Source organism: Mesorhizobium sp. P2_F5, assembly GCF_056403715.1.
This window is the reverse complement of sequence record NZ_JBFUEY010000021.1, coordinates 25,046-44,642: the sequence shown is the minus strand read 5'-3', so window position 1 is coordinate 44,642 and position 19,597 is coordinate 25,046. Positions and strand designations below refer to the sequence as shown.

Annotated in this window: 23 protein-coding genes and 1 tRNA gene; 20 read left to right on the top strand and 4 right to left on the bottom strand. The window is 62.8% G+C overall.

Annotation, left to right across the window (positions count from 1 at the left end; translation table 11 throughout):
• Positions 1-9: 9 nt before the first annotated feature.
• From mepA to AC1DYO_RS25435, 8 genes are all read left to right on the top strand, one after another.
• Entirely contained in the window at positions 10-1,107 is a 1,098-nt protein-coding gene (gene mepA, locus AC1DYO_RS25470; protein ID WP_477267189.1) for a penicillin-insensitive murein endopeptidase, read from the top strand.
• An 89-nt stretch (positions 1,108-1,196) separates the two neighbouring features.
• Positions 1,197-2,216 carry a glucokinase gene (locus AC1DYO_RS25465; RefSeq protein ID WP_477267188.1) on the top strand — a complete coding sequence of 340 codons (1,020 nt, stop codon included), beginning with the start codon at positions 1,197-1,199 and terminating at the stop codon, positions 2,214-2,216.
• Positions 2,217-2,371: 155 nt separating this feature from the next.
• On the top strand, positions 2,372-4,231 hold the full coding sequence (locus tag AC1DYO_RS25460) for an ABC transporter ATP-binding protein (protein ID WP_477267187.1): 1,860 nt from the start codon (positions 2,372-2,374) through the stop codon (positions 4,229-4,231).
• Positions 4,228-5,049, top strand: coding sequence for a 4-hydroxy-tetrahydrodipicolinate reductase (gene dapB / locus AC1DYO_RS25455; RefSeq protein ID WP_477267186.1), 822 nt, complete (start codon positions 4,228-4,230; stop codon positions 5,047-5,049). The genes AC1DYO_RS25460 and dapB overlap by 4 nt, the downstream gene beginning before the upstream one ends.
• 27 nt (positions 5,050-5,076) lie before the next feature.
• Positions 5,077-5,697 (top strand): 2,3-bisphosphoglycerate-dependent phosphoglycerate mutase, encoded by a 621-nt coding sequence (locus AC1DYO_RS25450; RefSeq protein ID WP_477267185.1) that lies wholly within the window; start codon positions 5,077-5,079, stop codon positions 5,695-5,697.
• Between the two features lie 133 nt (positions 5,698-5,830).
• Positions 5,831-5,915 (top strand) — tRNA-Leu (locus AC1DYO_RS25445).
• A 240-nt stretch (positions 5,916-6,155) separates the two neighbouring features.
• Positions 6,156-6,533: an HD domain-containing protein gene (locus tag AC1DYO_RS25440; protein WP_477267184.1), complete on the top strand. Its 378-nt coding sequence runs from the start codon at positions 6,156-6,158 to the stop codon at positions 6,531-6,533.
• 151 nt (positions 6,534-6,684) lie between these two features.
• Positions 6,685-7,134, top strand: coding sequence for a universal stress protein (locus AC1DYO_RS25435; RefSeq protein ID WP_477267183.1), 450 nt, complete (start codon positions 6,685-6,687; stop codon positions 7,132-7,134).
• 280 nt (positions 7,135-7,414) lie between these two features.
• On the opposite strand, the gene AC1DYO_RS25430 is transcribed toward AC1DYO_RS25435, so the two are convergent.
• Entirely contained in the window at positions 7,415-8,158 is a 744-nt protein-coding gene (locus AC1DYO_RS25430; protein WP_477267182.1) for a cation efflux transmembrane domain-containing protein, read from the bottom strand.
• Between the two features lie 64 nt (positions 8,159-8,222).
• Here AC1DYO_RS25430 and AC1DYO_RS25425 point away from each other — a divergent pair, with 64 nt between their 5' ends.
• The 8 genes from AC1DYO_RS25425 to AC1DYO_RS25390 all read left to right on the top strand — a co-directional run bounded on the left by AC1DYO_RS25425 (position 8,223) and on the right by AC1DYO_RS25390 (position 13,813).
• Positions 8,223-8,648, top strand: a complete 426-nt coding sequence (locus tag AC1DYO_RS25425) for a MerR family transcriptional regulator (protein ID WP_477267181.1) — start codon at positions 8,223-8,225, stop codon at positions 8,646-8,648.
• 302 nt (positions 8,649-8,950) lie between these two features.
• A complete protein-coding gene (locus tag AC1DYO_RS25420; protein WP_477267180.1) occupies positions 8,951-9,283 on the top strand; it encodes an ArsR/SmtB family transcription factor in 333 nt (110 codons plus the stop codon).
• A 24-nt stretch (positions 9,284-9,307) separates the two neighbouring features.
• Positions 9,308-9,817: an arsenate reductase ArsC gene (locus AC1DYO_RS25415; RefSeq protein WP_477267179.1), complete on the top strand. Its 510-nt coding sequence runs from the start codon at positions 9,308-9,310 to the stop codon at positions 9,815-9,817.
• A 5-nt stretch (positions 9,818-9,822) separates the two neighbouring features.
• The gene (locus tag AC1DYO_RS25410; protein WP_477267178.1) at positions 9,823-10,512 is read left to right on the top strand and encodes an aquaporin; all 690 of its coding nucleotides are present in this window, start codon (positions 9,823-9,825) and stop codon (positions 10,510-10,512) included.
• Positions 10,509-10,931 (top strand): arsenate reductase (glutaredoxin), encoded by a 423-nt coding sequence (gene arsC, locus AC1DYO_RS25405; protein ID WP_477267177.1) that lies wholly within the window; start codon positions 10,509-10,511, stop codon positions 10,929-10,931. Before AC1DYO_RS25410 ends, arsC begins: the two co-directional genes overlap by 4 nt.
• A 166-nt stretch (positions 10,932-11,097) precedes the next feature.
• Positions 11,098-11,997 carry a DMT family transporter gene (locus AC1DYO_RS25400; protein ID WP_477267176.1) on the top strand — a complete coding sequence of 300 codons (900 nt, stop codon included), beginning with the start codon at positions 11,098-11,100 and terminating at the stop codon, positions 11,995-11,997.
• Between the two features lie 58 nt (positions 11,998-12,055).
• Positions 12,056-12,376, top strand: a complete 321-nt coding sequence (locus AC1DYO_RS25395) for an ArsR/SmtB family transcription factor (RefSeq protein WP_477267175.1) — start codon at positions 12,056-12,058, stop codon at positions 12,374-12,376.
• Between the two features lie 48 nt (positions 12,377-12,424).
• Positions 12,425-13,813: an NAD(P)-binding protein gene (locus AC1DYO_RS25390; RefSeq protein WP_477267174.1), complete on the top strand. Its 1,389-nt coding sequence runs from the start codon at positions 12,425-12,427 to the stop codon at positions 13,811-13,813.
• An 86-nt stretch (positions 13,814-13,899) separates the two neighbouring features.
• Here AC1DYO_RS25390 and AC1DYO_RS25385 read toward each other — a convergent pair whose 3' ends face one another.
• Positions 13,900-14,418, bottom strand: coding sequence for an N-acetyltransferase family protein (locus AC1DYO_RS25385; RefSeq protein WP_477267173.1), 519 nt, complete (start codon positions 14,416-14,418; stop codon positions 13,900-13,902).
• 162 nt (positions 14,419-14,580) lie between these two features.
• On the opposite strand from AC1DYO_RS25385, the gene AC1DYO_RS25380 reads away from it, so the two are divergent.
• Positions 14,581-15,720 carry an MFS transporter gene (locus tag AC1DYO_RS25380; RefSeq protein WP_477267232.1) on the top strand — a complete coding sequence of 380 codons (1,140 nt, stop codon included), beginning with the start codon at positions 14,581-14,583 and terminating at the stop codon, positions 15,718-15,720.
• An 84-nt stretch (positions 15,721-15,804) separates the two neighbouring features.
• Here the strand turns inward: AC1DYO_RS25380 and AC1DYO_RS25375 are convergent, their stop codons facing one another.
• Positions 15,805-16,287, bottom strand: a complete 483-nt coding sequence (locus AC1DYO_RS25375; protein ID WP_477267172.1) for a DUF2127 domain-containing protein — start codon at positions 16,285-16,287, stop codon at positions 15,805-15,807.
• Positions 16,288-16,326: 39 nt separating this feature from the next.
• On the opposite strand from AC1DYO_RS25375, the gene AC1DYO_RS25370 reads away from it, so the two are divergent.
• Positions 16,327-16,869 (top strand): phosphatase PAP2 family protein, encoded by a 543-nt coding sequence (locus AC1DYO_RS25370; RefSeq protein WP_477267171.1) that lies wholly within the window; start codon positions 16,327-16,329, stop codon positions 16,867-16,869.
• 222 nt (positions 16,870-17,091) lie between these two features.
• On the opposite strand, the gene AC1DYO_RS25365 is transcribed toward AC1DYO_RS25370, so the two are convergent.
• Complete coding sequence (locus tag AC1DYO_RS25365) at positions 17,092-17,322, bottom strand: hypothetical protein (RefSeq protein ID WP_477267170.1); 231 nt, start codon at positions 17,320-17,322, stop codon at positions 17,092-17,094.
• 269 nt (positions 17,323-17,591) lie between these two features.
• Here AC1DYO_RS25365 and AC1DYO_RS25360 point away from each other — a divergent pair, with 269 nt between their 5' ends.
• Positions 17,592-19,265, top strand: a complete 1,674-nt coding sequence (locus AC1DYO_RS25360; protein WP_477267169.1) for an FAD-dependent oxidoreductase — start codon at positions 17,592-17,594, stop codon at positions 19,263-19,265.
• A complete protein-coding gene (locus tag AC1DYO_RS25355) occupies positions 19,265-19,570 on the top strand; it encodes a UBP-type zinc finger domain-containing protein (RefSeq protein ID WP_477267168.1) in 306 nt (101 codons plus the stop codon). Before AC1DYO_RS25360 ends, AC1DYO_RS25355 begins: the two co-directional genes overlap by 1 nt.
• Positions 19,571-19,597: the final 27 nt, after the last annotated feature.

The following is a 19,597-nucleotide window of genomic DNA, read 5'->3' as shown; positions in this document are numbered from 1 at the left end:
AGGGGGCTCATGACGATTTCAATGCGATCCTTGCCCGGCAGACGACCGTTCCTGACGGCGGCGCTGGCGATCGTGGCGCTGGCCGGGCTGGCCGCGGGCGCAATCACGGCCGAGCCGCGGGCAAAAGACCTGTTCGGCGCCAAGAAGCTGCCGGCGGTGGCAGCGGCGCAATCCTTCGGCTTCTATTCCAAGGGCTGCTTCACCGGCGGCGTCGCGCTGCCCATGGATGGCATGAACTGGGAGGTGATGCGTCCCTCGCGCAACCGGCGCTGGGGTCACCCGACGATGATCGCGTTGATCGAGAAACTGTCGCGCGATGCCGCCGCCGACGGCTGGCCCGGGCTTCTAATCGGCGACATCTCGCAGCCGCGCGGCGGGCCGATGCTGACCGGCCATGCCTCGCACCAGATCGGCCTCGACGCCGACATCTGGCTGACGCCGATGCCCGACCGCAAGCTCACGACCCAGGAGCGCGAAAACATCAGCGCCACGCTGATGGTCGACGACAAGACGCATCTGGTGAAGGACCGGCTGTGGAAGCCGATGCATACGCAGCTGTTGAAGCGCGCGGCGAGCTACTCGGAAGTCGAGCGCATCCTGGTCAATCCCGGCATCAAGAAGAAGCTCTGCGACACCGTCACCGGCGACCGCTCCTGGCTGCGCAAGATCCGGCCGTTCTGGGGCCATGACTATCATTTCCACATCCGCATCGGCTGCCAGCCGGGCTCGCCGAACTGCAAGGGACAGGAAGCGACGCCCGACGACGATGGCTGCGGCAAGCCGCTGGCCTGGTGGTTCACCGAAGAGCCGTGGCGTCCCAACAAGAACCCCGACGCGCCCAAGGCGCGCGACGTGATGACGATGGCGAACCTGCCGAAACAATGCCGGTTTGTGCTCGATCAGCCGGATGCCGACTCGGCGGAAGCCGTCACCTATCGTGGCGGCGGCGTGCCGATCGCGGCCAGGGCGCCGGAACCCGACGCGCCTTTGCCGCCCATCACCGGCAACGCGGCCGGACTGCCAAACGCCGTTAACGCCTTCACCGCCACGCCGGAGATCGGCATTCCCCTGCCGAGGCGACGGCCACCGGCAAACGTCGGACAGTAATGGCGAACTGACGCTTCCCCTTTCCAGGGCCATGCGCTAGTCAATCGATTGAAACGGCGCAACGTCGCCACAAAGGGGACGACCAAGGCATGTCAGGCGACGACGACGCAGCGTTGCGGTTTCCAGTGCTGATCGGCGACATCGGCGGCACCAATGCGCGCTTTTCGATTGTGCTCGACGCGAATTCGGACGCCGGCGAGCCGCATATCGTGCAGACGGCCAATTTCAACACCATCGACGAGGCAATCCAGGCGGCGGTGCTCGACCGCTCGTCCATCCGGCCGAATTCGGCGGTGCTGGCGATCGCCGGGCCGGTCGATGGCGACGAGATCCCGCTCACCAACTGTCCATGGGTGGTGAAGCCGAAGCAGATGTTTTCCAACCTGGGCCTGAGCGACATCGTCGTGCTCAACGATTTCGAGGCGCAGGCGCTGGCCGTTGTGGCGCTCGGCGAAGAGCATATGGAAAAGATCGGCGGCGGCACGCCGGAGCCCAATGCCGGGCGCGTCGTGCTTGGCCCCGGAACCGGGCTCGGCGTCGCCGGGCTGGTCCATGCGCTCAACCACTGGATACCGGTGCCCGGCGAAGGCGGCCATATGGATATCGGCCCGCGGTCTCAGCGCGATTTCGCTGTTTTCCCGCATATCGAGAAGCTCGAAGGCCGCATTTCGGGCGAACAGATCCTGTGCGGGCGCGGCCTGGTCAATGTCTATCGGGCGGTGGCCAAGGCCGACGGCAAGCCTTCGCCATTCACCACGCCGGCCGAGGTCACCGGGGCGGCGCTGGCCAAGACCGATCCGGTTGCCGAGGAAGCGCTGGCGCTGTTCGTCACCTGCCTCGGCCGCACCGCCGGCGACCTGGCGCTGGTGTTCATGAGCCGCGGCGGCGTGTTTTTGACCGGCGGCATCGCGCAAAAGATCGTGCCGGCGCTGAAGGAAGGCAATTTCCGCGCCGCCTTCGAGGACAAGGCGCCGCATAGCGCGCTGATGGCCTCGATGCCGGTCTATGTCATCACCCACCCGCTGGCGGCACTTTCCGGCCTTGCCGCCTATGCCCGCAACCCCTCGCTGTTCGGCGTCCAGACCGCGGGGCGGCGCTGGCGGGCGTGATCCGCATCCGCAAAGTGGCGACCAACTCTCAATCGTGAACTGAGCCGCGACGAAGTTTCGCCGCCTTGGCCATAGGCAAGCCACGGCCGGGGCGTTAAGAGGGGGGCCGAATTCCAGCCCGCTTACGATGCGGAAACCGACGAAACGCAGCAGATTTGACACTTCAAAGCCCAAGCAGAGCGAAGGTGAGACCGGCCGAGGTCACGGCGGTATTGCGCCGCATCCTGACTGAAAACAGCCACGACTATCGCAGGTCCTATGCCGTCGCCATCGCCTGCTCACTGCTGGTTTCGGGCACGACCGCCTTCAGCGCCTGGATCATGGCGCCAATGGTCAACCAGATATTCTACGAACGGCAGGGCGGCGCCGTCTTGTGGATCTGTGCCGGCTTCATGGGCGCCTTCATGATCCGAGGCTTCGCTGGTTACGGTCAGGCGGTGGCGCTGGCCACCATCGGCAACAATCTGGTCGCCCGCTACCAGAGACGCATCTTCGATCATCTGATGAAGCTCGGCGTCGATTTCTTCAACGACACGCGTTCGGGCCGGCTGGCGGCGCAGGTCAACGAGAATGTCGGCGGTATTCGCGACCTTTTGTCGTTGACCATAGTCTCGATCACCCGCGACGCGGTAACGCTGGTCGGCCTTGTCGGCGTCATGATCTACCAGGATCCGGTGCTGTCGCTGAGTTCGCTGCTGATCGGACCGCCGCTGATCTGGGCCGTCGTCTACATCACGCGCCGGGTACGCAAGATCAACCGGGAATCGGTGCTGATCAATTCCCGGCTGATCGGGGCCGTGCAGGAAGCGACGCAAGGCATCGCCATCGTCAAGGCCTTCACCATGGAGGAGGAGCTGTCGCGCCGCATCGGCGACCTCGCCGCCAGCGCCGAACAGCGCAGCAACAAGATCGCCCGCGTCTCAGAACGGCTGTCGCCGATCTCCGACATGCTGGCCGGCCTCGCGGTGACCGCGGTCATCGGTTATTCCGGCTATCGGGCACTGGTGCTCGGCCAGCCGCCGGGCGCGGTGTTTTCGTTCATCACCGCACTGATCCTGGCCTATGACCCGGCGCGACGTCTGGCGCGCATGCAGGTCGGCATGGAGCGGGCGCTGGTCAATGCGCGCATGATCTACGAGCTGCTCGACCGTGAGCCGAAGCAAGGCGACGCGCCAGGCGCCGCAGAGGCGCATTTCACCACCGGCGCAGTGCGGTTCAACAACGTGTCCTTCCGCTATGTCGAGGAAGTGCCGGTGCTGCAGGATCTAAGCTTCACCGCCGCCGCCGGCAAGATGACGGCCATCGTCGGCGCCTCGGGCGCCGGCAAGACGACGCTGGTGGCGCTGCTGCAACGCTTCTACGACGTCGATGCAGGCACGATCGAAATCGACGGCCAGGACATTTCCAAAGTCACCAAGCACTCGCTGCGAAGCTCGATCGCCTATGTCTCGCAGTCGCCCTATCTGTTCGAAGGCACCATCCGCGACAACATCCGCTATGGCCGGCTTTCGGCCACCGACGCCGAGATCGAGCAGGCAGCGATCCAAGCCGCGGCCGACGACTTCATCCGCCAGCAGCCGCAAGGCTACGACACGCCGGTCGGCGAAAGCGGCGCGACGCTGTCTGGCGGCCAGCGCCAGCGCGTCTCGATCGCTCGCGCCATCGTGCGCAATGCGCCGATCCTGCTGCTCGACGAAGCAACCTCGGCGCTCGACAACGAGGCTGAAGCCCGGGTCCAGGAAGCGCTCACCCAAATCATGGCCGGCCGCACCACCATCGTGATCGCGCACCGGCTGTCGACCGTGGTCAATGCCGACCATATCATCGTCATGGAGCAGGGCCGGCTGGTCGAGGAAGGCACGCACGCCTCGCTGATGGCCGATCCGCACAGTGTCTATGCCCGCTTCCACCGGGTGCAGGGCAAGAAGGGGCTGGGGCTTGTCGACGACGCCAAGCCAATCCAAACTCCGCTGCCGCGTTCGCGTGGAAAGAAGGTGGTTGGGAGGACCGTATGAGCGAAACCGGCGATATGGGCCTGGTGGTGGTGGGGGCGGCCGGCCGCATGGGCCAGACGCTGATCCGCGCCATCCATTCGATCCCCGGCGCGCGCGTCGTCGGCGCGGTCGAGCGGACCGGATCGCCCTATCTCGGCAAGGATGCGGGCGAACTTGCCGGCATCGGCATCATCAATGTGACAATCGGCGACGACCCGCTGCCGGTGTTCGCCAAGGCCGACGGCGTGCTCGATTTCACCATGCCGGCGGCGACTGTGGAATTCGCCGGCTATGCCGCGCAGGCGCGCATTGCCCATATCATCGGCACCACCGGTTGTTCGGCGGAAGACAACGCCAGGATCGAGGCCGCGGCGCGCCATGCGACGATCGTCAAATCCGGCAATATGAGCCTCGGCGTCAATCTGCTGGCGGTGCTGGTGGAACAGGCGGCGCGGGCGCTCGACGCCGACGATTTCGACATCGAGATCCTCGAAATGCACCACAAGCACAAGGTCGACGCGCCGTCGGGCACCGCATTGCTGCTCGGCGAAGCGGCGGCGGCGGGACGCGGCATTTCCCTTGCCGGCAACGATGTGCGGTCACGCGAGGGCCATACCGGCGTGCGCAAGCCCGGAACGATCGGCTTTGCCTCGCTGCGCGGCGGCTCGGTGGTCGGCGACCACAGCGTGATCCTGGCCGGCACCGGCGAGCGCATCACGCTGTCGCACCATGCCGAGGACCGCGCGATCTTCGCCCGCGGCGCGGTCAAGGCAGCGCTATGGGCACGCGGCAAGAAGCCTGGTCTTTATTCGATGCGGGACGTGCTGGGCTTAGCCTGAGATATCCATAATTTTGAAGGAGCAAACATGTCGGGAACTCTCGTGCTCGTGCGCCACGGCCAGAGCGAATGGAACCTGAAGAACCTGTTCACCGGCTGGCGCGATGTCGACCTGACCGAACTGGGCCACAAGGAGGCCAAGGAAGCCGGCCAGAAGCTCAAGGCGCGCGGGCTGAAATTCGACATCGCCTTCACCTCGGCGCTGATCCGGGCGCAAAAGACCTGCCAGCACATTCTCGACGCCGTCGGCCAGAGCGATTTGAAGACGATCCGAGACCAGGCGCTGAATGAGCGCGATTATGGTGACCTCTCCGGCCTCAACAAGGATGACGCCCGCAAGAAGTGGGGCGAAGACCAGGTGCACATCTGGCGCCGCTCCTACGACGTGCCGCCGCCCGGCGGCGAAAGCCTGAAGGACACCGGCGCCCGCGTCTGGCCCTATTATCTCCACGACATGCAGTCCCATGTCCTGAGGGGCGGCACCGTGCTGGTCGCCGCGCACGGCAATTCGCTGCGCGCGCTGATCATGGCGCTGGACGGCAAGAGCGGCGAGGAGATCGTCAAGCTCGAACTCGGCACCGGTGTGCCGGTGATCTACAAGCTCAACGCCGATTCCACCGTGGCGTCGAAGGACGTGCTGGAAAACTGAGCCGGCGCGTCGCCGAGCGGGTGTTTCTTGATTGACATGATCTTTTCCGAAAACCGGTTCCCACTTTTCGGGATCATGGTCTGAAAAAGCGCGTTGACACCCGTCGCTTGCCCGCTTACATGAGCCCGCACCAGCCCAGATGGCGGAATTGGTAGACGCGCACGGTTCAGGTCCGTGTTCCGCAAGGAGTGGAGGTTCGAGTCCTCTTCTGGGCACCACCCTTCGCTCTTCGAGCTTCGGGTGGCAGGCCACCCGAAGTCGTTAGACGAAGGAGTGTCCTCCGAAGCCTTGGCGAAGGAGGACTGGTGATGGTTTCTCAGAAAAAGCCCGGTTCATCCGGGCTTTTTTGTGCCTGGCGTCCGTCTATGCAGGTATTCCTGCGCCTTGAGTGGTGGAAGCTACAAGGAATACCAGCATGCTCTTTTCCATGCACAAGTGTGCAGCTGTGATGCTCGGCATTGCAGTCGCATCACGAGAGCTTCAATGACAACCGACCTCTTCAAAAGACATTCGGCCCCGACAGTACCCGTTCCCAGACAGATGACCGTCAAGTTCTCTTGGATGCCTACCGTACTTTGGCTACCCGAGTTGAGCCTATTCTTTCACAGACCCATCACGCTCTGACAGGACTAACTGTTCACGACCTGCGACACGCCGATCAGCTATGGGACGTTGCAGGAGTAATTGTGGGACAAGACTATGATCTGAATCCACTAGAGGGGTTTATACTCGACGCGGCTTTTCTTCTTCATGATGCGGGTCTAGCCCTCTATGCCTACGAAGGAGGACTTGCGGAACTTAAGCAGCGAATTGCTAGGAGAGGAGATAACGAGTAGAATTTCAGACGTTAATTCGATCATGAGGAGAGGAGTAGGCAATGAGCAGACTTTTGATCCTGTCGGCTGGTGCCATCCTGGCACTAACGTCCGTGGCGTCCGCTGAGCCGGCTATGTGATTGCCCTCAGCGTCACTCCTTAGTTTAGCACAATGTACAAGCACATCCTGCTCCCCACGGACGGGTCCGAAACGTCCAAGAACGCGATCATGCATGGCATCGCGCTCGCTGCGGTGCTAAATGCCCGAGTAAGTATCCTTGCGGTTACATCCCCGCTTCACTGCATTATGTCCGACCCTACACCCGTCGTCGATATTCCCGGGGCCGAGGCTTTCGTCCATGACTACCTGCACGGACAGGCAAAGGAATATCTGGACGCGGCTGCGGCGGCTGCGGCAGAGAGGCATGTCGCCTGCGAAACCATCCACGCCGAGCATGAACATCCCTATGCGGCTATCATTGACACGGCACAGGTCAGGGGCTGCGATCTCATCGTCATGGCATCGCACGGGCGGCGCGGAATCTTGGCGATCGTGCTTGGGAGCGAAACGGGCAAGGTGCTGACCCACAGCAAAATCCCAGTGCTCGTCCACCGCTCTTAGGCTGGGTCTCGTGCCGGGGACGCTGCCCTTCCGAGGGCTAGGCTGCTTCTGCCCAGGATGTCGCCCAAGCTGCCATCGGCGCAATAACGCCGGGTCGCTCAGCCCGGGCCTCATGACGGTGCCCGACCGCTGGATGTCCGGAATACCTACCAATGCTACCGTTTTTGAAATCCTAACTCTGTACGTCGGTCTTGGGTCATAAGCGCTGGTTGGGTCGAATGTCCGGCTTCTGGAGGGAAAATAGATCCCGGAAAAAGCCCGGTTCGTCCAGGCTTTTTTGTTATTCCGCGGCAGCAAGCTGGCGGCCCTGGCTGTACTCAACCCAGGCCTGCCTCAGGATCTGAACGGAAGAGGTCAGAAATATTCCCGCCATCAGCGCGGCGACGACGAGATCCGGCCAGGCGGTGGCTGTGCCCCAAACCCCTATGGCGGCAGCCATCACCACCACATTGCCAATGGCGTCGTTGCGCGAGCAAAGCCAGACCGAGCGGACATTTGCATCCCCGTCCTTATAGGGGCGCAGCAGCAGCACGGAGCCGAGGTTCGCAGCCAGCGCCATAAAGCCGATGACCCCCATGACCTCCGCGCTCGGAACACCAAGGATCAAGGTCTGGTAGACCGTCGAGCCGAACACCCACAGCGCCATGACGAACAGCGACAGCCCCTTGAACAAGGCGGCAGTCGCGCGTGTTTGCAGGGTTGCACCGATCACGGCGAGGCTCAGGCCATAGGTGACGGTGTCGGCCAGGAAGTCCAGGGCATCGGCCTTGAGGGCTTGCGATCCGGCGAGCTGTCCGGCGACCATCTCGGTAAGGAACATCGCGCCGTTGATCGCAATGACGGCCCAAAGCACGCGTTTGTAGCTGATGTCCATGCCATCGAAGACGGCCACACCACCAGAGCAGCACGAGGCATTCGGCGCGCCATGACTTGCCGCTTCCGCCTTGTCCGTCCTGGCCGGCAGCACCAGAGGCGGCGGGCCTGCGCAAGCCGTTGTTTCGTGGGCGCAGCAATCGTCGGCCATTGAAAATCTCCATGTTTGCGATCACCTTAGTTCCTCTAGCCACTAGAGGTTCAAGAGGTTTTTCATGGATTTCTCAATCGGCGAGCTTTCGCGGCGAACGGCGGTGAAGGTCCCCACCATCCGCTACTATGAGCAGATCGGCCTGCTGCCGGCGCCACCGCGTACCGAAGGACAGCAGAGACGCTACGCCAAGGGCGCCGTTTCGAGACTGGCTTTCATCAGGCACTCCCGCGAGCTGGGCTTCGAGGTCGACGCCATCCGGGCACTGCTGTCGCTTCAAGACAACCCGGACCAATCCTGTGCGACAGCTGATGCGATCGCCAAGGCCCGGCTGGCGGAAGTCGAGAGCAGGATCGCGAGCCTGAACGCCCTGCGACTGGAGCTGACGCGCATGGTCGATGAGTGCGCTTGTGGCAGAGTGGCGGAATGCCGGGTCATCGAGACTTTGGCGGACAGGAGCCATGGGCATGGCCGTTTGGCTCAGGGGTAGCGGTCCAACACGGTTGGCTCGGCTTCGCGGCCTGCCGTATGCTAGTCGCAGCACGGCTCTTCTGGGCACCAAATTCCCGTCTCGAGCCGCTTAGCGTGGTTGAGACGCCTGACAAAAAAGCCCGGTTCGTCCGGGCTTTTTTGTTGCTTTGGTGATCCAGCTTGCAGGCGCATCTCTTGCCGTCGCAGATGTAGTCTGTCCTCGCCAAGTGCTGTCCAGCCAGCCATCGATCCGGTTTCCTGAATGTCATCTAAACGTCATACGCCTTGGCTATACGACGATAAATCTGGATTTATGGATACGTGAACAAAGAGACCGCCCTTCTCGCGCTTGCAGCGCTTGGCCAGGATACAAGGCTGGAGGTTTTCCGGCTTTTGGTTCGGGCCGGCGCTGAAGGCGTGCCCGCCGGCGAGGTCGCATCGCGCTTAAGCATCGTCCAGAACACCATGTCGGCGCATCTGAAGATACTCGGCCATGCCGGGCTGGTCCGCGCGGTGCGCGAGGGGCGCACCATTCGCTATGTCGCCGATATGACCGGATTTCGCGACTTGCTTGCTTACCTCATGGAGGATTGCTGCAACGGTGCGCCGGAGCTTTGCCAGCCGGTAATCCAGGCGGTGACTTGCAAGTGTTAAGCCGACAAATGCCAGGGGGAAGCAATGAGCGATCAGATATACAATGTGTTGTTTCTGTGCACCGGTAATTCGGCGCGGTCGATCCTCGCGGAGGCGATCCTGAACCGCGTCGGCGCAGGCAGGTTCAAGGCCTTTTCTGCCGGTTCCCATCCGAAGGGTGCGGTCCATCCCTATACGCTGCAGCTTCTAAAGACTCTAAACCACGATACCTCCTTTGCCCGTTCGAAGGACTGGGAGGAATTTGCGGTGCCGGGCGCACCTGAGATGAATTTCGTTTTCACTGTCTGCGACAACGCAGCCAATGAATCCTGTCCCGTATGGCCCGGTCAGCCGATGACGGCGCACTGGGGCGTGCCCGATCCCGCAGCCGTCGAGGGCACGGATGCTGAAAAACACCTGGCATTCGCCGATGCCTACCGCATGCTCAATAACAGGATTTCAATCTTCGTAAGCCTGCCGATGAGTACACTCGACAAGCTTGCCTTGCAGAAGCGCCTGGATGAGATCGGTCGCAATCACCCCAATGCAGGCTGAACAGCATGGCCACTGATTTGTCACGACGCCTTGTCGCCGAAGCGCTCGGCACCGCCATGCTGGTTGCCGCCGTTGTCGGTTCGGGCATCATGGCCGATCGCTTGACCGACGATGTGGCGCTTTCGCTCCTCGGCAACACGATCCCGACCGGCGCTATGCTGGTGGTGCTGATCACCATTCTTGGGCCGATTTCCGGGGCGCATTTCAATCCAGCGGTGACGCTGGTGTTCGCGCTTCGACGTGAGATCGAAGCCAGCACAGGGTTGGCTTACGTCGTCGCCCAAATTCTGGGTGGCCTTGCCGGAACGCTCCTGGCGCATGCGATGTTCGACCTGCCGATCCTGCAGGTCTCCGAAACCGTACGAACCGGAAGCGGCCAATGGATCGCAGAGTTGGTGGCCGCCTTCGGCCTGGTGTTCACCATCCTTGCCGGCTTGCGCTTTCGCAGTGACGCAATTCCCTGGCTGGTCGGGCTCTACATCACTGGCGCTTACTGGTTCACAGCCTCGACTTCGTTTGCCAATCCGGCCGTCGCCATTGCGCGCGCGTTTTCCAACACGTTCGCCGGGATCCGGCCGCTCGATGTCCCGGCTTTCATCGTCGCCGAACTGCTGGGCGCGCTGCTCGCCATGGCGCTGGCCGGCTGGCTGCTTTCCGAATCGAAACCCGTGCCAGAAATGAAAGCTGCGCAATGACCATCACCATCTATCACAACCCCGATTGCGGTACCTCGCGCAACACGCTGGCCATCATCCGCCAATCCGGCGAGGAGCCGGAGGTGATCGAGTATCTGAAGACGCCTCCGTCGCGCGAAAAGCTGATCGAACTGATCGCGGCAATGGGAACGAGGCCGCGCGACTTGTTGCGCGAAAAGGGCACGCCCTATGCCGAACTTAATCTCGGCGATCCCAAATGGAGCGACGACGAGATCCTCGATTTCATGCTGGCGCATCCGATCCTGATCAACCGACCAATCGTGGTGACGCCACTCGGCGTGCTTTTGGCGCGGCCGTCGGAAGCGGTGCTCGACATCTTGCCCAATCCGGATATCGGCCCCTTCACCAAGGAAGACGGTGAAGTTGTGATTGACGCGGGCGGCAAGCGCGTTTCGTGATCAGAACTGCCGGGTTGAAAGCGCGAGGAGGTCGCCGAGCAGTCAAATCAGCGATCGATTTGAGGCGAGTGGCTGGCGCAAACGGGACGGCGACTGCACCAGAGCAGGCAGACAATCAGCATCCTGAAATGCGACAGTATCAGCATGCCAGCGGCGGGATCGACGAATGAGACCACGCGACGCTCTCATTGCGACCATGCCTCCGGTGTTATGGGCAATCGCCTATACGATGGCGAAACCGGCTATGGACCGCTTTCCGCCACTGTTTCTCATGAGCATTGTCTATGCCGTCACGGCATTCGCATTGTATCGGCCGTGGCAGCCGCGGCAAACACCGCTATGGGCTGTGATCGCCGCAGCGACACTCGGCGCCAGCTTGCAAAGCGCGCTTATTTTCAGCGGCATCGCCCGCGTCCCTGCCACCATGGCGATTCTCACCGTTCAGTCCCAAGTGCCGTTCGCGGTTCTCGCTGCTTGGCTCGTCGGCCAGGAACAGACAAACGGTCGCCGTCTGGCCGGTGTCATAATTGCCTTGGCAGGCGTGGCGCTGGTCGTCGGGCTGCCCAATTCCGTCGGAGAATCCAGTGGCCTCCTGTTGATCGTACTTGGCACGCTCTGCTGGGGTGTCGCCCAAGCGATCATCCGCACCAAGTCCCAGGATTCGGGCGCGCGCCTGATGGGCATGATGGCGGCAATTGCCGCCCCGCAACTGCTGATCATGTCGCTAGTTCTGGAAAGCGGGCAGCAGGCGGCTATGCTCCAGGCCACGCTATCTCAATGGGGTGCGGTGGCGGTCTTGGCGCTGGGAGGTTTCGTCGCCGCATATTCGATCTGGTATGGCCTGCTTCGCCGGCACCGCGTTGATCAAATTGCCCCGTTCATCCTCTTGATGCCGATTTTCGGCATGCTGACGGCACATGTGCTGCTTGGCGAAGCGGTCACGCCGCTCGTTGTAGTTGGAGGCATGATCATCCTTATTGGTCTCATACTCGTCGTTTGGGGACCGACTGTGGAAGAGGCCGTGGCCACCAAGCCGTTGCCGCTTGATGTTGGCGGTGTTGGGTAATTCGACATTATTCGAAATAGCGTTGACACCACGAAGCCTTGGGTCTAATGGTATTTCCATGAAACTCGAACAAGCAGCAAAGCAGCTCGAAGCCCTCGGCAATCCGACGCGGCTGAATCTCTATCGCACGCTAGTCCGGGCCGGCGCCGCGGGGAGGCCGGTTGGCTATCTGCAGGAAAGTCTCGGCATCGCCGCCTCGACGCTGTCGCATCATCTGCACCGGCTGATCCTGACCGGCCTGGTGACTCAGGAACGACAGGCGACGACGCTGATCTGCCGCGCCAACTATCCCATCATGCAGGATATGATCGGTTTCCTCGTCGACGAATGCTGTGCCGATGCCGCCTGCAATCCGGCCGAAGGCGAGGCAGCGGCATAATTTTTTGCTTGGTATTTCGATAATCCCGGAATGATGGAAGGTATAGAAATGACCTCTCAAAGCGATCTACCCATTGCCGTCATCGGCGCCGGTCCGGTTGGCTTGGCGGCAGCGGTCCATCTGTTGGAACAGGGCCTGCCGGTGAAGGTCTATGAGTCCGGCAGCAGCGTTGCGTCCAACCTGCGGGATTGGGGCCATGTCAGGGTGTTCACGCCTTGGCGCTACTGCATCGACCAGGCAGCGAGAAAATTGCTCGAAGCCCATGACTGGCGCATGCCGGCGCCAGAGGCATTCCCCACCGCCGGCGAGCTTGTCGAGCATTACCTGGAGCCACTTGCCAAACTGCCGGAACTGGCGCCGGCAATCGAAACCGGCGCCCGCGTCGTTGGCATCTCGCGCTGGGGCGCCGACAAGGTGCTAAGCAAGGCGCGCGGCACGCGGCCCTTCATGCTGGTGGTCGAAACGGCCAATGGCACAAGGCGAGACAGCGCCCGCGCCGTCATCGATGCATCCGGCACCTGGCAGATGCCAAATCCGCTCGGCGCTGGCGGAATCGCGGCCGAGGGCGAGGCAGAGAATGCCGGCCGTATCGCCTATGGAATCCCCGATATTCTCGGCCGTGACCGCGCTCTTTATTCCGGCCGCACCACGCTGGTTGCCGGCTCGGGCCACTCGGCCGCCAATGCTTTGCTCGACCTCGCCAGACTGGCCGATGCCGAGCCCGGCACGGCGTTCATCTGGGTAACGCGCGGCACCGACCTCGTGCGCATCTATGGCGGCGGCGATGCCGATGCTTTGCCGGCGCGCGGCGAGCTTGGCGCCGATGTTCGCGAACTGGCGGAAAGCGGCCGCGTCTCGCTGGTGACAGGATTTGCGACCGTCGCCATCCGCGCGCATGAAAATCGCCTGATCGTCGAAGGCGAGACCGCAGGCGGTCTGCGCCAAGTCGGCCCTGTCGACCGCATCATCGCCGCAACCGGGCAGCGGCCCGACCTCTCGCTAACCAGGGAGCTTCGCCTCGACCTCGATCCGTGGCTTGAAGGCGTCAAGGCGCTGGGGCCGTTCATCGATCCCAACGTGCATTCCTGCGGTGATGTGCCGCCGCATGGCCACCGTGAGCTCAGCCATCCCGAGCCCGATTTCTACACGGTCGGCATCAAGAGCTATGGTCGGGCGCCGACCTTCCTGCTGCTAACGGGTTATGAGCAGGTCCGCTCCGTCGCCGCCGCTCTTGCCGGCGACATGGTTTCCGCCGATGCAGTGCAACTCGTGCTGCCGGAAACCGGCGTCTGTACGGTGCCGTCTTCTGCACTTGGCGCTGCGTCCAAAGGCTGTTGCGGCGGTCCGGCCGCAAAGGAGGCGGATGGCTGCTGCGTCGCCGATGTCGAAGCAAAAGCCGTCGGTAGGGGTGGGTGCGGTTGCGGCGTTGCCGCGTGAGCTCGCTGCCCGAAGCCGTGCTGCCTCTCCTCGACAATCCTGTTCGAGACTTCGTGAAAGAAGACGGGAGAAGGTCGCCTACCGGCCTAAAGCGACAGATGCTTCATGAAATAGATAGAGACTTTCGGCTGGCCATGCGGGTCAACAAAGTGATGCGGGACAGAGCCGACCTCATGCCAGTTGAGCCGCCTGTAGAGTCGCTCGCTGGCCCCGCCCTCGACCGTATCGAGGAGGAGCAAAGAGCGTTTTCTAGCCATGGCCTCACGCTCGACAGACTGCATAAGAGCGAGACCGATGCCTTGCCGCTGGAAGTCGCGATGAACGAGAAGCTTGTAGACTTCGGCCCGGTGTGGCGCGTTCGGCTCCGGCGACAGATAGAGTTGAACCGTGCCGACGACACAGCCGTCGATATCGGCGCAGATGAGGAGCCGTTCGCCTTCCCTCACCGAACGGAAAACACCCTCCCAATGTGTCAGCGCCTGAGGCTCATCGAAAGGAAGCACGAAGCCAACGAGCGCGCCGTCCTCGACGCTCTGGGTCAGCAGCTCGGCAAGGGCTCGCACATGAAGCCTTGCTTCATTCTCATCAAACACGGCGATGCGCATCAGGTCTTTCCTTTTGAGGGATCAGAAATAGCGGGCTTTGATGGGCTCGTGAAGGCACCGACATTGGCCGCTCCACTCACTTTTCGGGGGCATGCCTGAGTGGAAACGCCTGTGATCCCAAGTCGACGTGTTATCGTTTCGGCGCTCGGCCTCACGCAGATCATGGCGTGGGGTTCTTCCTACTATCTACCGGCCGTCATCGCGCCCGCCGTCTCGGCTCAGACCGGCTGGCCATTTCCCTGGGTGATAGGCAGCCTGTCGCTCGGGCTTTTGGTCGCGGGCCTGATATCGCCGCATGTCGGTGCGGCAATCGAACGACACGGCGGGCGCATGACGCTCGCCTTCAGCGCCGTTTGCCTTGGCATCGGCCAGGCGGTAGTGGCCGCGTCGCCGACCCTTTCCGTCTTCGTCGCCGGCTGGTTGATCATGGGTTTTGGCATGGGCGCCGGCCTTTATGATGCCGCCTTCGGCACGCTCGGACGCCTGTACGGGCGCAGCGCCCGTTCGACCATCACCAGCCTCACTTTGTTCGGTGGGTTCGCCAGCACGGTGTGCTGGCCGATTTCCGCCTTTCTGCTCGATGCGTTCGGCTGGCGCGGCGTATGCCTGGTCTATGCGGCAATCCAGCTTCTGGTGGCATTGCCCGTCTATCTGCTTGTCCTGCCGCGCGGCGTTCCCGCCGAAGCGTCTGCCCACACGGCTGCCGTGCCGGAAACCGGTCTGGCGCCGCGCAGCCTGCCCCTGATGGCCACGCTGGCGGCAAGCATCACGCTGTCGGCCGTCATATCGTCTACCCTGTCGGTGCATCTGCTGACCGTGCTACAGTCGACTGGACTGGCGCTCGGCGCGGCGGTCGGCCTTGGCGCACTGGTCGGTCCTTCCCAGGTCGGCGCCCGCGCCATCGAGATGGCCATCGCGCGCTACCATCATCCGATCTGGACCAAACTCGCCTCGGTGACGTTCGTGGTCATAGGTGTGGCGACGCTCTGGACCGGTCTGCCGGTCCTGCCGGTAGCTCTGGTTTTCTATGGCGCCGGCATCGGCCTGGAATCGATCGCGCGCGGCACGCTGCCGCTCGCCCTGTTTGGCGCCACCGGCTATGCGAAGCTGATGGGCCGGCTCGCCATGCCGAGCTTGATCGCTCAAGCCGCGGCGCCATCCGTCGGCGCGCTGCTCTTGCAACATACCGGCGAGCGCGGATTGCTAACCGTGCTGCTCGGGCTCGCCCTGATAAATGTCGCGCTGGTCGGGGCACTGTTTGCCTTGCAGCGCGGGGCTTTGCGACGCATCCGCATCAGCTAGCGGCCGTTGGTGTGTCGGCTCCGCTTGGGCCATGCTGGTCTGCGGTCCAGCGCATTGAACAGAGCCTAGGGCGATAATCCGTCGCTATGCAGGCTCGTGCCGCCGCATTGTGCCCCATTCGTGCCAGATCAGCACCATGACGACCGCATCGAAGACGGTCAGTACGAGCAGGCCCGGTGAGTGGGTGTAGGAATAGCGGTAGACTTGGTAGACCATGAATGCGCCGAGCGCGGCGAGGGAGGCCGGATACGACCACAGTTTGCCTCGCAAAAGGCCTATGACCAAGAGCAGCTTTATCAGGCCGTGGCTGAGCAGGTAGAAGGCGTAGAACTCCTTGCTGGCGATCGAAAAATGGCTTGCCATCTGCGACAGATAGCCAGCTATGAAATCGTTCGGATCTTCGATCAACTCCTCTTGGGTGAATGCATTGACCCACGAGGCAATGGTGTCCGTGGTGACGAGATAAAGCAGGACACCGCCAAGGCATTCGATCAGGGCGTGCGCACCCTTCAGCCAGACGCTGACTTCAAAAATCTGATGGATGCGGCGTTCGTCGACTGCCTTCACAATTCACCTCGCGATCGACAACAACGGAAGCGACAAAGAATGGATGCAACTCTCACCCACTGGATCAACGCCGCAGCTGGGCTTCACCCGGTTCTGGATAAAGCAATGACTGGCGCCTCACAAATCGGCGTTCCGCTCATGGTGTTGGCTGTGGTTGTGCAATGGTGGACGAAGGCCGACCGCTACCATGTTCGTCACGCGGCCCTGTCGGCCGGTCTGGCGTTCTTGCTCGGGCTGGCGATCAACCAGTTCATCCTTCTGTTCGTGCACAGGATACGGCCCTACGATGCCGGCGTGACGCATCTGTTGATCGCGCCCAGCGCCGACTGGTCGTTCCCCTCCGACCACGCGACGGCATCTGTTGCGATCGTCGCGGCCTTTGCGATGCAAGCTCTGCCGCGCCGGACGCTGGCATTCATGATCATGGCATTCCTGATTTGCTGGTCGAGAATTTACATCGGCACCCACTACCTGACCGACGTAATCGGCGGCGCCGTTACCGGGGTCTTGGGGGCCGCTGTGGTGCGATTGGCTTACCGCGAGAACTCCAGGCTGGACAATCTGGTGACCAAAATTCTTTGAAGCTGATGGGCCGGCTCGCCAGGCGCGCCAATCGGCGTTGAAAAATTGTTTCAGGTCAGTATCAGGCCGGCCAACAAGACCGCAAAGATCGCCGAAGCAGGCACGGCAAGAAGCCACCGGGCTTCCAATACGCTGTTGTGTGGGTCGTCCATTGTCTTGTTCCCTAATGAAAACTGGCTCCAGCGCTCCTCCCGCGCCGCGCTGGAGCCGCAGCCGATCGGCTCAACCGCCGTTGGCGGGAGCCGGGGCTGGAGCCGCTGGCTTTGGCGTTGAGGCAGGCGCCTCAACCTTGGGCACGTCGATTTTCACGTTGATGTCATTTCCATCACCACCATTGAGATTGATGACGCCGGTGACGAAAAGCAGGGCAAGGATTGCGACGATTGCAACAACAATCGCTATTGCCGTTCCTGCGCCCCCTCCTGCATTCACGACAGTTGGTCCGTCAGCCATTTCTTCCTCCCGAATGTTTCTCGGAAGGGCAACGGCAGCTGTAAGCCTTTGTTCCTGCACAGGGCCTTCAGTCGTATTGGCGTAGGACTTCGGTCTGACGATCAGTGGCCAGCGTTGCGACGGTTCTGCTCCGTTGGTCTTCGCTGCGGCAAGGGGGGTGCTCGCCCGAACACGACGAATGCCAAACTGAAGGCGGACCACCTCCCCTCCTGGTCAGGCACCCAACAAACCGCTTCAAACCCGGCGGCCGTGGCGCTACGCTCGCACCCATGGCCCCATCCGCCCAGCCGATCACCGTCGCCCGCCGCGACCAGATGTTTCCCATCCTGGCTGACGCCGATATCGAGCGCATGCGCCGGTTCGGCGAGGCGAGTTCCTATGCCGCCGGCGAGCATATCGTCACCGCCGGCGCTGTGGCGCCGGGGCTGATCGTCATCCTGTCCGGCACGGTCGACATCACCCAGGATGTCGGGCCCGGCCGGCGCGAGACCATCGTCACCCATGGGCCCGGCAATTTCATCGGCGAGCTGGCGCAGTTGTCGAGCCGGCCGTCGCTGGTCAATGCCGAGGCGATCGAGCCGGTCGAGGCCTTCGTCATTCCCTCGCAGCGGCTGCGCGACCTGATGGTGCAGGAAGCCAGTCTCGGCGAGCGGATCATGCGGGCGCTGATCCTGCGTCGCGTCGGTCTCCTGGAAAGCGGCAGCAGCGGGCCGATCGTCATCGGTCCCGCCGGCAATGGCGACACGCTGCGGCTGCAGGGGTTTCTGCGCCGCAGCGGCCAGCCGCACCGGGCGCTGGATTCCGACAGCGATCCGTGCGCGAAAACACTGATCGAGCATTTTCATGTCGACCCGCACCATCTGCCGATTGTGCTCTGCCCCAACGGCAAGCTGATGCACAATCCCGGCGAGACCGAACTCGCCCGCTGCATCGGCCTGCTGCGGCCGATCGACTCAGACATGGTCTATGACGTCGCCATTGTCGGCGCCGGGCCGGCGGGACTGGCGGCGGCGGTCTATGCGGCGTCGGAAGGGCTGTCCACCATCGTGCTCGACTGCCGCGCCTTCGGCGGCCAGGCCGGCGCCTCCGCGCGCATCGAAAACTATCTGGGTTTCCCCACAGGCATTACCGGCATGGCGCTGATGGCGCGCGCCTACAACCAGGCGCAGAAATTCGGCGTCGAAATAGTGATCCCCGACGAGGCGAAGCTGCTCGGCGCGGCAAGCGAGGGCTACACGCTCGCCGTCGGCGACGGCGAAACCGTGCGCTCACGCACGGTGGTGATCGCCAGCGGCGCGCGCTACCGCCGCCTCGATATCGCCAATCTGGCCGAATTCGAAGGCACGTCGGTGCATTACTGGGCCTCGCCGATAGAGGCACGGCTGTGCGCCGGGCAAGAGGTGGCGCTGGTCGGCGCCGGCAATTCGGCCGGGCAGGCGGCAGTCTATCTCGCCAGCCAGGTGCGCAAGGTGACGATGCTGGCGCGCCGCGGCGGCCTTAGGGAAACCATGTCGCGCTATCTGGTCGAGCGCATCGAGGCGCAGCCCAATATCGAGGTGCTGGCCGAGACCGAGATCGAGGCGCTGGAAGGCGAAGGCGGCAATCTTGCCCGATTGCGCTGGCGCAACGGGGCGACCGGCGAGGTCGAGAGCCGCCCGATCCAGCATCTCTTCCTGTTCATCGGCGCCGACCCGAACACCGACTGGCTGGCCGAGTGCAATGTGGCGCTGGACGCCAAGGGTTTCGTGCGCACCGGCGCCGACGTCGCGTCGGGTCTGATGGAAACGAGCCGCAGCGGCGTGTTCGCCATCGGCGACGTGCGCTCCGGCTCGGTCAAACGGGTGGCGGCCGCCGTCGGCGAAGGCGCCCAGGTGGTGGCGGCCTTGCACGCCTATCTCGCGCGACCCAGCGCAGCAGCGCCCGAACTGGCCAGGAGAGCATAATGGATGAATGCAAGCACACGCGCGACATCAAGACGGTGACGCCAAGCGCGCTCGGTTGCGAGGAGTGCCTGAAGAGCGGCTCGATGTGGGTGCATCTCAGACTCTGCCGCACCTGCGGCCATGTCGGCTGCTGCGACGACTCGCCCAACCGCCACGCCACCAAGCATTTTCACGCCACCAAGCACCCGGTCATCGAGGGCTACGACCCGCCGGAAGGCTGGGCCTGGTGCTTTGTCGACGAGCTGTTCATTGACCTCGACGGCGACGTGACGCCGCAGAACGGCCCGATCCCGAAGTTTTTCTGAGGCGGCGCCGAGAGTCGCTCCGAGCCG

What these genes read in the sequence shown, in the direction of transcription:
- mepA (WP_477267189.1), top strand. Translation starts at nt 10, where the DNA reads ATGACGATTTCAATGCGATCCTTGCCCGGCAGACGACCGTTCCTGACG.
- AC1DYO_RS25465 (WP_477267188.1), top strand. Translation starts at nt 1,197, where the DNA reads ATGTCAGGCGACGACGACGCAGCGTTGCGGTTTCCAGTGCTGATCGGC.
- dapB (WP_477267186.1), top strand. Translation starts at nt 4,228, where the DNA reads ATGAGCGAAACCGGCGATATGGGCCTGGTGGTGGTGGGGGCGGCCGGC.
- AC1DYO_RS25450 (WP_477267185.1), top strand. Translation starts at nt 5,077, where the DNA reads ATGTCGGGAACTCTCGTGCTCGTGCGCCACGGCCAGAGCGAATGGAAC.
- AC1DYO_RS25435 (WP_477267183.1), top strand. Translation starts at nt 6,685, where the DNA reads ATGTACAAGCACATCCTGCTCCCCACGGACGGGTCCGAAACGTCCAAG.
- AC1DYO_RS25430 (WP_477267182.1), bottom strand. Translation starts at nt 8,158, where the DNA reads ATGGCCGACGATTGCTGCGCCCACGAAACAACGGCTTGCGCAGGCCCG.
- AC1DYO_RS25425 (WP_477267181.1), top strand. Translation starts at nt 8,223, where the DNA reads ATGGATTTCTCAATCGGCGAGCTTTCGCGGCGAACGGCGGTGAAGGTC.
- AC1DYO_RS25415 (WP_477267179.1), top strand. Translation starts at nt 9,308, where the DNA reads ATGAGCGATCAGATATACAATGTGTTGTTTCTGTGCACCGGTAATTCG.
- AC1DYO_RS25410 (WP_477267178.1), top strand. Translation starts at nt 9,823, where the DNA reads ATGGCCACTGATTTGTCACGACGCCTTGTCGCCGAAGCGCTCGGCACC.
- arsC (WP_477267177.1), top strand. Translation starts at nt 10,509, where the DNA reads ATGACCATCACCATCTATCACAACCCCGATTGCGGTACCTCGCGCAAC.
- AC1DYO_RS25400 (WP_477267176.1), top strand. Translation starts at nt 11,098, where the DNA reads ATGAGACCACGCGACGCTCTCATTGCGACCATGCCTCCGGTGTTATGG.
- AC1DYO_RS25395 (WP_477267175.1), top strand. Translation starts at nt 12,056, where the DNA reads ATGAAACTCGAACAAGCAGCAAAGCAGCTCGAAGCCCTCGGCAATCCG.
- AC1DYO_RS25390 (WP_477267174.1), top strand. Translation starts at nt 12,425, where the DNA reads ATGACCTCTCAAAGCGATCTACCCATTGCCGTCATCGGCGCCGGTCCG.
- AC1DYO_RS25385 (WP_477267173.1), bottom strand. Translation starts at nt 14,418, where the DNA reads ATGCGCATCGCCGTGTTTGATGAGAATGAAGCAAGGCTTCATGTGCGA.
- AC1DYO_RS25380 (WP_477267232.1), top strand. Translation starts at nt 14,581, where the DNA reads ATGGCGTGGGGTTCTTCCTACTATCTACCGGCCGTCATCGCGCCCGCC.
- AC1DYO_RS25370 (WP_477267171.1), top strand. Translation starts at nt 16,327, where the DNA reads ATGGATGCAACTCTCACCCACTGGATCAACGCCGCAGCTGGGCTTCAC.
- AC1DYO_RS25365 (WP_477267170.1), bottom strand. Translation starts at nt 17,322, where the DNA reads ATGGCTGACGGACCAACTGTCGTGAATGCAGGAGGGGGCGCAGGAACG.
- AC1DYO_RS25360 (WP_477267169.1), top strand. Translation starts at nt 17,592, where the DNA reads ATGGCCCCATCCGCCCAGCCGATCACCGTCGCCCGCCGCGACCAGATG.
- AC1DYO_RS25355 (WP_477267168.1), top strand. Translation starts at nt 19,265, where the DNA reads ATGGATGAATGCAAGCACACGCGCGACATCAAGACGGTGACGCCAAGC.